Below are 15,304 nucleotides of genomic sequence, written 5' to 3' on the forward strand. Positions count from 1 at the left end.
CGCTCCCGTTATTGCACGGCCGGCGCGCCGGCGTCGGCGACGGCCTGCGCACCGTCGCGCGGGCCATTGCCCGCACCGCCGGCGTCGGCGCGCGCGGGCAGCGCCTTCGGCTTCACCTGCGCACCGGGGTAGTAGATCCGCTGCACGCCGTCGACGACCACCCGGTCGCCCGGCTGCAGCCCCTTCTCGACGATGCGCTCGCCGTCCAGCCCGCGCCCGACCGTCACGTCGCGGCGCAGCGCCTTGTCGCCGGGCCCGATCACGTAGACGTACTTGCGGTCCTGGTCGGTCAGCACGGCCTTGTCGTCGACGAGCAGCGCATCCTGGTCGCGGCCGCTGACGAGTTGCACGCGCGCATACAGGCCCGGCGTGAACGTGCGGTCCGCGTTCGTCAGCCGCACGCGCGCGCGGATCGTGCCGGTTTGCGGGTCGAGCCGGTTGTCGAGGAAGTCGACGGTGCCCGCGTGCGGGAAACCCGCCTCGTTCGCGAGGCCGACGCGCACGGGATCGGCGCCGATCGCGCGATGCTTCGGATCGGCGCGCCGCGCGTTGTAGCGCAGGTAGCTCTGTTCGTCGCAGTCGAAATACACGTAGACGGGATCCTGCGACACGACTGTCGTCAGCAGCGTATCGTCCGCACGCGCGAGGTTGCCGACGGTCGCGACCGCGCGGCCGACACGGCCCGCGATCGGCGCGCGCACCTCGGTGAAGCCGAGATTGAGCTTCGCATCGGCGACGGCCGCGTCGGCCGCCTGAAGGTCCGCACGCGCCTGCTCGGCGGTGGCGCGCGCGTTGTCGAGTTCCTCCTGCGACGTCGCATGCGCATCGATCAGCGTCTGCACGCGCCTGAGCTGTACGTTCGCGAGGCTCGCGGCCGCGCGGGCCCGCTGCTGCTGCGCGTTCGCGCGTTCGAGCGCGATCCGGTACGGGCGCGGGTCGATCTCGAACAGCAGCGCGCCCTGCGCGACCATGTCGCCTTCCTTGTAGGCGACGCGCTGCAGATAGCCGCTCACGCGCGGCCGCAGCTCGACCGCGTCGACCGCTTCGACACGGCCGTTGAATTCGTCCGCAAGGCGGATCGTGCGCGGCGCGACGGTGGCGACGCCGACTTCGGGAAGGGAGGGTGCCGACGATGCGCCTTTGCCGTCGTGACAGCCCGACAACGCCAGCAGCAGGGCGCAGGCGGCGCCCAAAGGCGACGTCCTGCGTAGGGATAAGGAAAGCATGATGCCTCGCGACGGGTTAAACTGCCGCGTAGCATAAAAGTTGAAGTTAACTTCAAGTCAAGCTTTCCCGGAGGACGTCATGGGTATCCAGGAAACCCCGCAATGGCCGCTGATGTCGATCCGCGAAGTGGCCGCGCGCAGCGGCGTACCGGCGTCGACGCTGCGGTTCTACGAAACGCGCGGGCTCATCAAGTCGCATCGCAACGGTTCGAGCCATCGCCACTATTCGCGCGCGGTGCTGCGGCTGATCGCGTTCATCGTGTTCGCGCAGAAGATCGGCTATACGCTCGACGAGATCGCCGAGCAGCTCGTCAGCCTGCCCGAGGACACCGCGCCGTGCAACAAGGACTGGCAGCGGCTGTCGCGCGGCTGGAAGCAGCGCGTCGCGAGCCGGATCGAGGAGCTGCAGCGGCTCTACATCAACCTCGACGAATGCATCGGCTGCGGCTGCCTGTCGCTGAAGCGCTGCAAGCTGACCAATCCGGACGACCGCGCGGGCCGCAACGGGCCCGGCGCGCGGCGCTGGCTCGGCGACGCACCGCCCACGGATCTCGACACCTGACGTGTGTTCCGGGCGCGGTGCGCGATGCGCGAAACCGCCCGGAACGCGAATGCGATGCGCAAACCGGGGCCGACCGCCGCGCCTTGACGCGACGTGACCGCGCGCGTTGCGCGCATCGCCCGGCTCAGTCGCCGACGATGTTGAACGCGGCGTCGAGCACGGCCTGCCTGAAAGCGTCCGGCTGCAAGGGCAGCGGCGTGAACGGCAGCATGATGTGCCGGTACGACACCGTCGTGCCGATCGCGCTCGCGATCATGAAAAACAGCACGTTCGGATCGACCGCGCGAATCGCGCCGGCCTGCACGGCTTCGTCCAGCAGCGGGAACATCACGTCGTAATACGGACGCACGATCCGCTCCTGCAGCCGGTCGAGCCGCCCGCCCACCTCGGTCGCCGCGGTCGAGAAGAACATGCCTATGTCGGGCTCGTTGATCTCGTGATCGACGCACAGCTCGAGCGCCCGCCGCACGCGGTCCCGATGCGGCAGCGACGACGTGCGCAACGCGCGCAGCGCGTCGAACATCGGCTCGGCCAGCTCGACGATCTGCTCGACGACCGCCAGCCACAACGTTTCCTTCGTGCCGAAATGGTGCGCGATCAGCGCCGCATCGACCCCCAGTTCGCGCGCAACCTCGCGCACGCTCGTCGCGTCGTAACCGCGCTTCGCGAACGTGCTGCGTGCGGCCCGCAATATCACGTCCGGACCGACGGACGCCCCGGCCAGCGGCCGCCCTCGCATACGCCGCTTGGCCGGCGCCCGCTCAGTAACTTCAGCCACGTTTCTTTGCTCTCCTTGAACGATTCGATTGCAATGTTCCGGCCCCGTTTCAGCGTGACCGAAAACCGGCCCACCTGCCCTGCTCTTCGTTGACACACGCAGCCGGGAAGCGCTAGGATCATACCTTATTCATCACGTGATGATTTATACATGACAACCCCTACACGTATCGTCATCGTCGGCGGCGGGATCGCCGGACTTCAGCTCGCGACCCGCCTGGGCGAGCAGCTCGGCAAATCGGGCCGCGCGCAGGTCACCGTCGTCGACCGCAGCCCGACCCACATCTGGAAGCCGATGCTGCACACGATCGCGGCCGGCACGCGCGACGTACAGCAGCAGCAGGTGATCTTCCTCGCCCATGCCCGCGACCACGGCTACACGTACCAGCCAGGCGAACTGAAGGGGCTCGATCGCGCGCGTCGCTGCGTGCAGCTCGGCGAGATCCGCTCGCAGAACGGCAATGTGGTGATCGACGCGCGGGAACTCGAATACGACGTGCTGATCCTCGCGCTCGGCAGCCAGGCCAACGATTTCGGCACGCCCGGCGTACGCGAGCACTGCTATTTCATCGACAGCCAGCAGCAGGCCGAAACCTTCAACGAAGCGTTGCGGATGCGCGTGTTCCGCAGCATCGCGCGCGACGAGCCGTTTCGCGTCGCGATCGTCGGCGCGGGCGCGACGGGCGTCGAACTGGCCGCGGAACTGAGCCGGCTGCTCGAAGTGGCGCAGGCCTATGGCGACGAAACGGTGCGCGAACGGCTGCAGCTCACGCTGCTCGAAAGCGGCCCGCGCATCCTCGCGGCATTTCCGCCGAAGATTTCCGCATCGGCACAGCAACGGCTCGAACAGATCGGCTTTCACGTGCTGACGTCGACGCGCGTCACGTCGGCCGACGCGAACGGCTTCCACTACGGCGACGGCTCGTTCGCCGAAGCCGACCTGATGGTCTGGGCGGCCGGCGTGAAGGCGCCCGATTTCATGCAGGCGTTCGGCGGCCTCGACACGACCCGTGCGAACCAGATCGTCGTGGGGCCCACGCTGCAGGCGACCGGCGACGAGCACGTGTTCGCGATCGGCGATTGCGCGAGCCTGCTGCCCGCCGGCCAGGAACGGCCGCTGCCGCCCACCGCGCAGGTCGCGGCGCAACAGGCCGAGCATCTTGCCCGACACCTGCCCGCGTGGCTCGACGGCAAGCCGATGCCGCCGTTCGCATTCCATGATTTCGGCGCGCTGGTGTCGATCAGCGACTACGACGCATTCGGCACGCTCGGGCAGTTCGGGTTCTTTCGCGGCGGTTTCATCCAGGGGCGTTTCGCGCAGTTCAGCCACCTGATGCTCTACCGGCGTCACCAGCAGGCGCTGCACGGCTTCTCCAAGGCGACCCTGCTGTGGATCGCCGAGCGGATCAACGGCTGGGTGCGACCGCGCATCCGCCTGTCGTGATGCCGCGCGCGGCGACGTTTCACAACGTTTCGAGGAAAACTGACATGAACAACCGTCTGGCACCGTGGCTCATGACCGTGGCCGCGATCGGCAGCTTCGACATGCCCTCCGTCTCGTGGGGCCTGCCGCGGCGACGCAGCATGACGCGCGACCGGCTGCCGTCGTGGGACGCGACGAGCAAGCCGACCATCAGCGTGCTCGAACGGCCCACGCCCGACACCGTGATGATTTCGTGGCGCGACGCGTGCACCGGGCACTACGGTTATCAGAAGTGGCGGCTGTTCACGACGCGCAAGCGCGGAGTGTGCGCGCTGTCGGGGCAGCCGATCAAGATCGGCGACAGCGTCTATGCGCCGCAACTGCTCGGCTCGACGCCGGGCAACGCCGCCGCGATGATGCTGGCCGCGTGCATCGACGCGGCCGGCACCGCCGAGGCGACCTGACGGCCCCGGGCCGTTTCAGGCAGCCGTGACGCGCTCCGCGTCGCGCGCCTCGCTCATCCGTGCGGCGGCTTCCGCATCCAGCCGCGCCGCATTCGCCTCGGCTTCCGCTTCCGGCATCAGTTCGCCTTCCCACTTGGCGACCACCGCGCTCGCGATCGAGTTGCCCACCGCATTCGTGGCCGAACGGCCCATGTCGAGGAACGTGTCGACGCCGAGGATCAGCAGCAGCCCGGCTTCCGGGATGTTGAACTGGTGCAGCGTCGCGGCGATCACGACGAGCGACGCACGCGGCACGCCGGCCATGCCTTTCGACGTCAGCATCAGGATCAGCAGCATCGTGACCTGCGTGCCGAGCGACAGGTGAATGCCGTACGCCTGCGCGATGAACAGCGACGCGAACGTGCAGTACATCATCGAGCCGTCGAGGTTGAACGAGTAGCCCATCGGCATCACGAAGCTCGAGATCTTGCGCCGCACCCCGAAACGGTCGAGCGCGTCGAGGATCTTCGGATATGCGGCTTCCGAACTCGCGGTCGCGAACGACAGCATGAACGCTTCCTTGATCAGCACCAGCAGCTTGAACACGCGGCGGCCGAGGAACAGCAGCCCGGCGGCGATGAGCGTGCCCCACAGCAGGAACAGGCTCAGGTAGAAGTCGCCCATGAACACCGCGAACTTCAGCAGGATCGACAGGCCGTTGATCGCGACGGTCGAGGCCATCGCCGCCAGCACCGCGAGCGGCGCGAGCTTCATCACGTAGCCGGTGATCCGCAGCATCACGTGCGCAAGCTGGTCGATCGCCGCGACCAGGATCTTGCCGCGTTCGCCGAGCGACGCGAGCGCGACGCCGAAGAACATCGAGAACACGACGATCTGCAGGATCTCGTTGTTCGCCATCGCCTCGGCGATCGACTTCGGCACCATGTGGCCGACGAAATCCTTCAGCGTGAACTTGGAGGTCGCGAGATGCGCGGACGCGCCGATATCCGGCAGCGGCAACCCGAGGTTCTCGCCGGGCCGCAGCAGGTTCGCCATCAGCAGGCCGAGCAGCAGCGAGATCAGCGACGCCGTGACGAACCAGCCGAGCGCCTTCACGAACACGCGCCCCACCGACGACGCATCGCCCATGTGCGCAATGCCGACGACGAGCGTCGAGAACACCAGCGGGCCGATCACCATCTTGATCAGCCGCAGGAAGACGTCGGAGACCAGCGAGATGTAGCCGGCGATCTCCGCCGCGGACTGCTTGTCCGGAAGCTGCGTATAGATCATGTAGCCGATCAGGATGCCGGCCGCCATCGCGAGCAGGATCCAGCCGGCCGCGGACATTCGTTTGTTCATAACGGGATTCGATGCACGGTGTTGCGTTGACGGATGAATGGCGCGCGGGGCGCGCCGCCGCAACGGCTTTCGCGGGAACGCGAACGCCGTTGCGGCGCTTCGGTGCGAGGCGCCCGGGTCAGTAGCCGATCGCCGAGCCGGCCGGACGGCGCGGATCGTTGTAGCCGTAGATGAAGCCGACGCGCACGTTGCCGGACACCGACGAGTCGTTGCCGGAACTCTGGCGGCTCGCCGCCTCGGTGCCCGGCAGGCCGACCATGATCAGCTCGGCGGCGCCCCACGGCGTCTGCTCGACCATCTTGTAGCCCATGTTGCGCAGGATCGCGAGCGTGTCGGGCGACAGGCCGTAGGTTTCGTAGTAGACCTCGTCGGGCAGCCACTGATGGTGGATGCGCGGCGCGGCAACCGCGTCCTGCGGCGTCATCCCGTAGTCGATCACGTTCAGCACGGTCTGCAGCGTGATCGTGATGATGCGCGAGCCGCCCGGCGAACCGACCACCATGAACACCTTGCCGTCCTTCTTCACGATGGTCGGCGCCATCGACGACAGCGGCCGCTTGCCCGGCGCGATCGAGTTGCGCGTGCCCTGCACGAGGCCGAACAGGTTCTGCGCGCCGACCTTCACGGTGAAGTCGTCCATCTCGTCGTTCAGGAAGAAGCCCGTGCCCGGCGCGATGACCACGGCGCCGAAGCGGCCGTTGACCGTGTAGGTCGTCGACACCGCGTTGCCGTCGCGGTCGACGATCGAGTAATGCGTCGTCTCCGGCTTCTCGTGCACGCCGACGCCCGGCTGCACGTCGACCGACGGCGTCGCCGTATCGGCATGGATGCCCTTGCGGATCTGCGCCGCGTATTCCTTGCTGGTCAGCTTCGCGATCGGGTTGTCGATGAAGTCCGGATCGCCGAGCAGCGTGTTGCGGTCTTCGTACGCGTGCCGCATCGCCTCGGTCATGTAGTGCACCGCCGCGGCCGAGTGGTAGCCGAGCTTGCGCAGGTCATACCCCTCGAGGATGTTCAGCGTCTCGCACATCGTCACGCCGCCCGAGCTCGGCGGCGGCGCCGACACGAACTCGTAGCCGCGATACGTGCAGGTCAGCGGCGCCATGTCCTGCGCCCGGTAGGACGCGAAATCGGCCGCCGTGATCAGGCCGCCGCCGCGCCTGGCCGCCGCCTCGACGATCTTCGGAAGCTCGCCGTGGTAGAACGCGTCGGGCCCCTGCCCGGCGATGCGCTCGAGCGTGCGGGCCAGATCCTTCTGCACCAGGCGGTCGCCCGGCTGCAGCGGCGTGCCGTCCGGGCGCAGGAAGATGCGGGCGGCTTCCGGGTCCTTCCGGAAGCGCTCGATCGTCGTGTCGAGGATGTCCGTATCGCCGCGCGTCAGCACGAAGCCGTCGCGCGCGAGCCGGATCGCCGGCGCCATCACCTGCTGGCGCGTCAGCTTCCCGTACTTGCGCTGCGCGAGATCGAGGCCCGCGACCGTGCCCGGCACGCCGACCGCGCGATAGCCGTACAGGCTGTCGCCCGGAATGACGTTGCCCTTCGCATCGAGATACATGTTCGCGGAAGCCGCCGCGGGCGCCGTCTCGCGGAAATTGATGAAGCGGTCGCGGCCGTCGGCCAGGTGCACGGTCATGAAGCCGCCGCCGCCGATGTTGCCGCAGCACGGATTGGTCACGGCCTGCGCGTAGCCGACCGCCACCGCGGCGTCCACTGCGTTGCCGCCCTCCTTCAGGATGTCGACGCCGATCTGCGATGCGAAGTGTTGCGACGACACGACCATGCCGTTCTTCGCTTCGACCGCCGGGTCCGACGCGGCGAACGCGCACGCGCTCATCGCCGACAACAGGGTGAGTACTACGAGCCGCCTCATGACGGAATCCTCCAGACAAATAAACCGCGCCATGCCGAAATGCGACACCGGATCGCCGCGTGTCGACGCGTCGATCCGGCTTGTAACAAACCATACATTCCCGCGAGGCCGCGATCATAGCATCGGCATTTTTTCGTCAAAACCTAGGGTTATCACTGAATGAAGAACGAATAAACGCCGAATGTCGTCTTTATCAATGTTTGCTTCATTACATCACCAGGCAACCCGTCCCCCGTTGCGATACGTCCCTCTAATTTCGGCGCGTCCGCGGCCCGCCGGACGTCAATCGGCTAACATGCGTGGGGTCGCCGGCAGGCCGCGGGTCTGCCGTTTGTCATTCGGATCGAGAAAGTCGGAGTGCCCGATGGGGACGAGCATCAGGGCGTTGCTGTTATCCCAGATGGATAGCTTCACGCCGTCGGAACAGAAGGTTGCGCAGGCGTTGCTGGATCGCTATCCCAGCCTCGGGCTGGGGCCCATCGCGCAGTTCGCGAAGCAGGCCGACGTCAGCGATCCGACCGTGTTCCGCTTCGTCGTCCGGATCGGCTTTCCGAACTACTCGTCGTTTCAGCAGGCGCTGTACGGCGAGATCGACACCGCGATGAATTCGCCGCTCGCGCGGATGGATGCGTTCCACTCGGCGTCGGGCATGCGCGACAGTCATGCGGCGATTTTCCAGCGCCTGTCGCAATCGCTGGCGGCGACGATCGAAGGGCTCGACGCGGCGGCGTTCGACGCGGCCGTGGCGCTGCTCGCCAATCCGGACGTTCGCGTCTTCTGCGGCGGCGGGCGCTATACGGCGCCGCTCGCCTCGCTGTTTTCGTTCACCCTCGCCTACGCGCGACCGCGCGTCCAGTATGTCGAACCGAACGTGAACCTCGCGTCGGTGGCGCTGGCGGACATGGGGCCCGGCGACGTGCTCGTCATTTTCGATTTCCGCCGCTACCAGCGCGACAGCATCCGCTTCGCGCAGGCCGCGCACCGGCTCGGCACGCGCATCCTGCTGATCACCGACGAATGGCTGTCGCCGATCGGGGATTTCGCGGAGATCGTGCTGCGGATCCAGGGGCGGCCGTTCGCGATGCTGCAGACCAACGTGCCGGCGCTGGCGCTCGCGGAGGCGCTGGTGATCGGCGTGACGAACCGGCTGCCGGAACTCGCGCGGCAGCGCATGGAGAAGATCGAGGATCTCAATACCGGCGGCATCGGGCAGGACACCTACCCGCGCGATTTGCCCGAATGACGATCGCACGCCATTCAGGCGCGGGCATCAGCTCTCGACGTCCTCGAGGCTGAACACTTCGGTCTTGTCGTTGTACGAAAAGACTTCGCCGTAACGGCCCCAGTCGATCACCGCGTCGAGCGTTTCCTCGGCCGCTTCGTCCGACAGGAAATCCTCCAGCTCCTGCTCGAAGCGCACGCGCGGCGCACGATGGCCCGGACGCTCGTTCAGCACCTTGCGGATCCGCGCGGCGAGCGGCACGTGCTTCAGCAGGTGATCCGCGAACATCAGCTTGCGCTCCTGCGTGCCGAATTCCGCGAACACGCGCGCGGGCGGCGTGAGGAACACGTCCCCTTCGCGCACGTCCGCGAAGCCGAGATGCTGCAGCACTTCGGCGATCGGGAACAGTTCGTCGACCTCGAGATGCAGCGTGCGCGCGATTTCCGGCATGTCCGCGCGGCCGTGGTACGGCGCCATCGCGAGCGTCTCGATCAGGCCGGACATCAGGTTGGTCGACACGCGCGGCAGCCAGCTGCCGAGCTCCAGCCCCTTCTTCGTCGCCTCGTTGGTCGGGCGCGCGGTCATCTTCGCGTAGATGTCGTCGACCAGCTTGCGGAATTCCGGGTCGAGCCGGTTGCGCGGATGCTTGAACGGCACCTTGATCTCGGCGATCACGCGGCCCGGGTTCGACGACAGCACGAGGATGCGGTCGCACATGAACACCGCTTCCTCGATGTTGTGCGTGACGATCAGCACCGACTTGATCGGCATGCGCCCTTGCGTCCACAGATCGAGCAGGTCGGTACGCAGCGTCTCGGCCGTCAGCACGTCGAGCGCCGAGAACGGCTCGTCCATCAGCAGGATCGTCGGATCGACCACCAGCGCGCGCGCAAAGCCCACGCGCTGGCGCATGCCGCCCGACAGCTCGCGCGGGTACGCATTCTCGAAACCGTCGAGACCGATCAGGTCGATCGCGGCGAGCGCGCGCTCGCGCCGCCGGCGCGCGTCGACGCCCAGCGCCTCGAGGCCGGCCTCCACGTTCTGCAGCACCGTGAGCCACGGGAACAGCGCGAAGGTCTGGAACACCATCGCGACGCCTTCGGCCGGGCCGTTCAGCGGCTTGCCGAGATAGGACACCTCGCCGCCGGTCGGCTCGATCAGGCCGGCGATGATCCGCAGCAGCGTCGACTTGCCGGAGCCGGAGCGGCCGAGCAGGCCGACGATCTCGCCCTCGCGCAGCGACAGGTTCGCGTCGTCGAGCACCAGCAGCTCGCCCTGCGACTTGTTGAAGCCGCGGCAGACGTGATCGACGCGCAGGATCTCCTCACCGAGACGCGGCGGCTGGGCGGGCTGGTTCGTCTGGACAGGGGCATTCACAACATTCGGATTTTGCATCGCGCTTACTCTCAATCGAGACGGAGCCGGGATTCCGCATAGGCGTACATCGGGCGCCACAGCAGACGGTTGAACAGGGTGACGAACAGGGACATCACGGCGATGCCCAGGATGATCTTCGGGAAGTCGCCGGCGGCGGTGGTTTGCGCGATGTATGCGCCGAGGCCGTGCGCGACGACCTTCGTATCGCCCCACTGCACGAACTCGGACACGATGCTCGCGTTCCATGCGCCGCCCGATGCGGTAATGGCGCCCGTCACGTAGTACGGGAAAATGCCGGGCAGGATCGCCTGCCGCCACCATTGCTTGCCGCGGATATGGAAGTTCTTCGTCACTTCCTTGTAGTCGTTCGGGTAGGACATCGCGCCCGCGATCACGTTGAACAGGATGTACCACTGCGTGCCGAGCACGATCAGCGGCGACAGCCAGATGTCCGCGTTCAGGTGGAAGCGGACGATCACGATCACGAACACCGGGAACAGCAGGTTCGCCGGGAACGCGGCGAGGAACTGCGCGAGCGGCTGGATCTTCTCGGCCAGCGCCGGGCGCAGCCCGATCCACACGCCGAGCGGCACCCAGATCACCGAAGCGATCAGGATCAGCAACAGGACGCGCAGCAGCGTGATGAGCCCGAGCACGAACACGTGGCCGACCTCGGTCATCGTCACGCCGGTCGCCACGAAGGTGACGACGCGCCACACGACGTATACGGTCAGCAGGATCACCAGCACGCCCCAGACGACGTCGCCGATCCGCGACGACCGGCGGCTGACCGGGCCGCGCGCCACGACACCCTTGAACGACGGCAGGCGCAGCGGCACGCGGGCGGCCTGCGACAGCAGCCAGCCGGCCGGCACGAGCAGCTGATGGATCAGGTGCGTGCGGCGCATCATGTCGAGCAGCCAGGATTGCGGCGCGTCGCCCGATGCGGTGTTTTCCATGCGGAACTTGTCGGCCCACGCGACGAGCGGGCGGAACAGCAGCTGGTCGTACGCGAGGATCACGACCGTCATCGCGACGATCACCCAGCCGACCGCGCCGAGGTTCTTGTCCGAGATGGCCTGCGCGAGATACGCGCCGATCCCCGGCAGCGTGATGGTCTGGTTGCCGACCGTGATGGCCTCCGACGCGACGACGAAGAACCAGCCGCCCGACATCGACATCATCATGTTCCAGATCAGGCCCGGCATCGAGAACGGCACCTCGAGCTTCCAGAAGCGCTGCCACGCGGTCAGGTGAAAGCCGCGCGACACCTCGTGCAGGTCGCGCGGCACCGTGCGCAGCGACTGGTAGAAGCTGAACGTCATGTTCCACGCCTGGCTCGTGAAGATCGCGAAGATCGCCGCGAGCTCCGCGCCGAGCACGCGCCCCGGGAACAGCGCGATGAAGAACGTGACCGTAAACGAGATGTAGCCGAGCACCGGCACCGACTGCAGGATGTCGAGGATCGGGATCAGCACCATGCCCGCGCGGCGGCTCTTGGCCGCGAGCGTGCCGTAGATCAGCGTGAACACGAGCGACGCGACCATCGCCGCGAGCATCCGCAACGTGGTGCGCAGCGCATATTCGGGCAGGTTCGACGGATCGAGCGAGATCTTCTGCGTCTGCAGCACGCCGATCGGCGCCATCGTCTGGTGAAAGCCGATGATCGTCATCGCGAGCAGGCAGATGATCAGCGGAAACGCGACGGCATCCCAGCGGTTGGGTAGCACGCGCCACGCCGAGGCGTTCGCGGTGCGGTTCGGATCGAAACTGATATCCATCGGTAGCGTCTTGTGTTGAATGAAAAATCGATGGGACCGGCCGCGTGCCGCACGGCCGGACGTCGCGCCCCCCGGCGCGGTCAGAACAGTCCGTGCAGCGCCCAGTACAGGGCGGCAGACAGCGCGATCGACGCGGGCAGCGTCAGCACCCAGGCAAGCACGAGGTTGCGCACGGTATCCCAGCGCAGGCCCGAGCCGCTCGCCGTCATCGTGCCGGCTACGCCCGACGCGAGCACGTGCGTCGTCGACACCGGCAACCCGTATGCGTCGGCCATGCCGATCGTCAGCATCGCGACGGCCTCGGCCGACGCGCCCTGCCCGTAGGTCAGGTGCGACTTGCCGATCTTCTCGCCGACGGTCACGACGATCCGCTTCCAGCCGACCATCGTGCCGAGACCGAGCGCGATCGCCACCGCGACCTTCACCCACGTCGGGATGAACTTCGTCGCGCGGTCCATCTGCTGCTTGTAGGCGTCGAGCACGCTCGCGTCCTCGACCGAGAACGCCGGCGCCTTCGCCTTCTCCATCAGCCGGATCGCCTCGGACGCGACGTACATGTTGTTGCGCACGTTGTCGACGAGGTTCTGCGGCACGCTCGAGATTCCGCCGGCCTGCGCGACCTGGTCGGCGATCGTGTCGGTGAGCTTGCCCAGTGCGGGAATCGTCGCCGGCGTCAGCTTGTGCGTGCGCACGTATGCCTCGACGTCGGCGCGCGGATGCGCGGATTGCTCGGCCGGGTCCGCGTACCTGGCCAGCGTCGTGGACGCATGGCGCGCCACCGCGACGAACGTGCTCGCCTGGTCGGGCGTCACGGCCTTGTTCAGCGCGTACGCGGTCGGCATCACGCCGATCAGGATCAGCATGATGAGCCCCATGCCCTTCTGCCCGTCGTTCGAGCCGTGCGCGAACGACACGCCCGTGCAGGTCAGGATCAGCAGCAGGCGGATCCAGAACGGCGGCGGCTTGCTGCCCTTCGGCTCCTGGTACAGCGCGGGCACGCGCACGAGCGCCTTCAGCAGCAGCAGCACGAGCGCCGACAGCACGAAGCCGACGAGCGGCGAGAACAGCAGCGCCTTGCCGACGCCGAGCGCCTGGTTCCAGTCGACGCCGCTGGTGCCCGACGGGCCGTTGACGATCTGGTTCATCAGGCCGACGCCGATGATCGAGCCGACGAGCGTGTGCGAGCTCGACGACGGCAGCCCGAAATACCAGGTCGCGAGGTTCCACGTGACGGCCGCGATCAGCAGCGAGAACACCATCGCGAAGCCGGCGCCGCTGCCGACCTGCAGGATCAGTTCGACCGGCAGCAGCTGCACGATGCCGAACGCGACGGCGCCGCTCGACACGAGCACGCCGCACAGGTTCCAGAGGCCCGACCAGACGACCGCCAGGTGCGGATCGAGCGAATGCGTGTAGATGACGGTCGCGACCGCGTTCGCGGTGTCGTGAAAGCCGTTCACGAATTCGAAGCCGAGCGCGATCAGCAGCGCGACGATCAGCAGCAGGAACGGGAGGACCGAGCTTTCCTTGACGGGACTGAGGTCGGAGACGAGATGACTGCCGACATAGACGATGCCGCACGCAATGATCAGAAAAAACAGGGCAAGGCTGATGCTGCGCGTGCGGCTGCTGACTGCGCCGCCGGCTTCCGTTGCCGCGAGATTCGGCATGAAGGGGCTCCGGAGAGGTAACTCGGAGTGGCAGGCTATCGGTCGATCGTGACGTAAATGTGACGTGTCACTTACAGGACATTGACGGTACGTGACCCCGACGTCCCGCATGCCCGCGCAGGCCCCGGACACGGGCATCCGGCCGTGTAACGCGCGGGAATAAATCCGCTGCCGCGCCGGTATCGCAGGCGAAGGCGCCGGCTTATTCCAGGACGATCCGGCCGTCCGGTTCCGTCATACGATTGCGAGGCTCACATGTCTTCATCGACCCCCACCCGCCCGTCGCGCCGCAAGGCCCTGCAATGCATGGCCTTCGGCGGGCTCGGCACGCTGTTCACGCTGTCGGGCGGCATCCTGACGCCGTTCGACCTCGCGCTCGCGCAGACCGGCGACGCCCGCCCGGCCGACGCGGGCCGGCCGCTGTTCGTGCAGATCAGCGATACGCACATCGGCTTCAACAAGGAAGCGAATCCCGACGTGGCGGCCACGCTGCGGCAGACGATCGAACTCGTCAACGCGATGCCGGCCATGCCCGCGCTGGCCATCCATACCGGCGACATCACACACCTGTCGAAGCCGGAGGAATTCGACCGGGCATCGCAGCTCCTGTCGGCGCTGCGCGTGCCGGAACTGCACACGGTGCCGGGCGAGCACGACGTCACCGACGGCTCGGGCGCCGAGTACTTCGGCCGGTTCGGCAAGGCGTCGGACAATCGCGGCTATTACAGCTTCGATCACGCCGGCGTGCATTTCATCGGCCTCGTCAACGTGATGCACTTCAAGCCGAACGGGCTCGGCAGCTTCGGCGACGATCAGCTCGCGTGGCTCGCGCGGGATCTCGAGGGCCGCACGTCGAGCACGCCGATCGTCGTGTTCTCGCACATGCCGATGTGGACCGTCTACGAGCCGTGGGGCTGGGGAACCGGCGACGCGCCGCAGACGATGGCGCTGCTGCGCCGCTTCGGGTCGGTCACCGTGCTGAACGGGCACATTCATCAGATCGTGTCGAAGGTCGAGGGCAACGTGACGTTCCACACGGCGCGCTCCACCGCGTTCCCGCAGCCGACGGCCGGCAACGGCCCGGGCCCCGTCCCGCTGACCGTGCCGCGCGACCGGCTGCCCGCGATGCTCGGCGTGACGACCGTCGAATTCGCGGGCCACCCCGCCGCTTCGGCGCTGCACGACGCGACGCTGGCCTGATGCGCCGCTGCTCGAGGAGACCGACATGACCCGCTTCAAGCCCACCGGCGCCGTCGCGGCGCTGCTCCTGTGCGTGGCCGCCGCCGGCGCGCCGCTCACCGCGTTCGCGCAAGGCCAGGACGGCCCGCTCGTGACGATCCGCAATTTCATGTTCTCGCCGATGTCGACCACGATCAAGGCCGGCGCGACGGTCACGTGGAAGAACCTCGACGGCGAGCCGCACACCGTCGTCAACGATGCCGGCCTCTTCCACTCGAAGGCGCTCGACCAGGGCGAGACCTACTCGTTCCGCTTCGACAAGCCCGGCGTCTACAAGGTGTTCTGCGGAATTCATCCGTTCATGAAGGAGACGATCACCGTCGAATGACGCGGCGCATCACGCGGGCGCGCG

General features: G+C 67.2%; 13 protein-coding genes. 6 read left to right on the plus strand and 7 right to left on the minus strand.

Going from position 1 to position 15,304, the window contains the following annotated elements:
- Nucleotides 1–8: 8 nt before the first annotated feature.
- Nucleotides 9–1,226, minus strand: coding sequence for an efflux RND transporter periplasmic adaptor subunit (locus GQ57_RS09600; protein ID WP_034197720.1), 1,218 nt, complete (start codon nt 1,224–1,226; stop codon nt 9–11).
- A gap of 79 nt (nt 1,227–1,305) precedes the next feature.
- On the opposite strand from GQ57_RS09600, the gene soxR reads away from it, so the two are divergent.
- The gene (gene soxR / locus GQ57_RS09605; RefSeq protein WP_031399187.1) at nt 1,306–1,788 is read left to right on the plus strand and encodes a redox-sensitive transcriptional activator SoxR; all 483 of its coding nucleotides are present in this window, start codon (nt 1,306–1,308) and stop codon (nt 1,786–1,788) included.
- Nucleotides 1,789–1,912: 124 nt separating this feature from the next.
- On the opposite strand, the gene GQ57_RS09610 is transcribed toward soxR, so the two are convergent.
- Nucleotides 1,913–2,566: a TetR/AcrR family transcriptional regulator gene (locus tag GQ57_RS09610; RefSeq protein WP_031399188.1), complete on the minus strand. Its 654-nt coding sequence runs from the start codon at nt 2,564–2,566 to the stop codon at nt 1,913–1,915.
- A gap of 150 nt (nt 2,567–2,716) precedes the next feature.
- Between GQ57_RS09610 and GQ57_RS09615 the strand changes: the two genes are divergently transcribed.
- Entirely contained in the window at nt 2,717–4,009 is a 1,293-nt protein-coding gene (locus GQ57_RS09615) for an NAD(P)/FAD-dependent oxidoreductase (RefSeq protein ID WP_031399189.1), read from the plus strand.
- 44 nt (nt 4,010–4,053) lie between these two features.
- On the plus strand, nt 4,054–4,452 hold the full coding sequence (locus GQ57_RS09620; RefSeq protein ID WP_031399190.1) for a DUF3331 domain-containing protein: 399 nt from the start codon (nt 4,054–4,056) through the stop codon (nt 4,450–4,452).
- Nucleotides 4,453–4,467: 15 nt separating this feature from the next.
- Here GQ57_RS09620 and GQ57_RS09625 read toward each other — a convergent pair whose 3' ends face one another.
- Together GQ57_RS09625 and ggt are read right to left on the minus strand one after the other, a co-directional pair.
- Complete coding sequence (locus GQ57_RS09625) at nt 4,468–5,793, minus strand: dicarboxylate/amino acid:cation symporter (protein WP_031399191.1); 1,326 nt, start codon at nt 5,791–5,793, stop codon at nt 4,468–4,470.
- Between the two features lie 118 nt (nt 5,794–5,911).
- Nucleotides 5,912–7,663 (minus strand): gamma-glutamyltransferase, encoded by a 1,752-nt coding sequence (gene ggt / locus GQ57_RS09630; RefSeq protein WP_031399192.1) that lies wholly within the window; start codon nt 7,661–7,663, stop codon nt 5,912–5,914.
- Nucleotides 7,664–8,027: 364 nt separating this feature from the next.
- On the opposite strand from ggt, the gene GQ57_RS09635 reads away from it, so the two are divergent.
- Entirely contained in the window at nt 8,028–8,906 is an 879-nt protein-coding gene (locus GQ57_RS09635) for a MurR/RpiR family transcriptional regulator (protein ID WP_031399193.1), read from the plus strand.
- 27 nt (nt 8,907–8,933) lie between these two features.
- Here the strand turns inward: GQ57_RS09635 and GQ57_RS09640 are convergent, their stop codons facing one another.
- The 3 genes from GQ57_RS09640 to GQ57_RS09650 all read right to left on the minus strand — a co-directional run bounded on the left by GQ57_RS09640 (nt 8,934) and on the right by GQ57_RS09650 (nt 13,713).
- Entirely contained in the window at nt 8,934–10,280 is a 1,347-nt protein-coding gene (locus tag GQ57_RS09640; RefSeq protein WP_034197721.1) for an ABC transporter ATP-binding protein, read from the minus strand.
- A gap of 11 nt (nt 10,281–10,291) precedes the next feature.
- Entirely contained in the window at nt 10,292–12,043 is a 1,752-nt protein-coding gene (locus tag GQ57_RS09645) for an ABC transporter permease (protein WP_031399196.1), read from the minus strand.
- Between the two features lie 80 nt (nt 12,044–12,123).
- Nucleotides 12,124–13,713: an inorganic phosphate transporter gene (locus GQ57_RS09650; RefSeq protein WP_034197722.1), complete on the minus strand. Its 1,590-nt coding sequence runs from the start codon at nt 13,711–13,713 to the stop codon at nt 12,124–12,126.
- Nucleotides 13,714–13,968: 255 nt separating this feature from the next.
- Here GQ57_RS09650 and GQ57_RS09655 point away from each other — a divergent pair, with 255 nt between their 5' ends.
- Together GQ57_RS09655 and GQ57_RS09660 are read left to right on the plus strand one after the other, a co-directional pair.
- On the plus strand, nt 13,969–14,913 hold the full coding sequence (locus GQ57_RS09655; protein WP_031399198.1) for a metallophosphoesterase family protein: 945 nt from the start codon (nt 13,969–13,971) through the stop codon (nt 14,911–14,913).
- Between the two features lie 25 nt (nt 14,914–14,938).
- Nucleotides 14,939–15,280 carry a cupredoxin domain-containing protein gene (locus tag GQ57_RS09660; protein ID WP_031399199.1) on the plus strand — a complete coding sequence of 114 codons (342 nt, stop codon included), beginning with the start codon at nt 14,939–14,941 and terminating at the stop codon, nt 15,278–15,280.
- The last annotated feature ends 24 nt before the right edge of the window (nt 15,281–15,304 follow it).

Origin of the sequence: Burkholderia sp. MSh2 (assembly GCF_000731655.1) — a bacterium.
Classification (GTDB): domain Bacteria; phylum Pseudomonadota; class Gammaproteobacteria; order Burkholderiales; family Burkholderiaceae; genus Burkholderia; species Burkholderia paludis.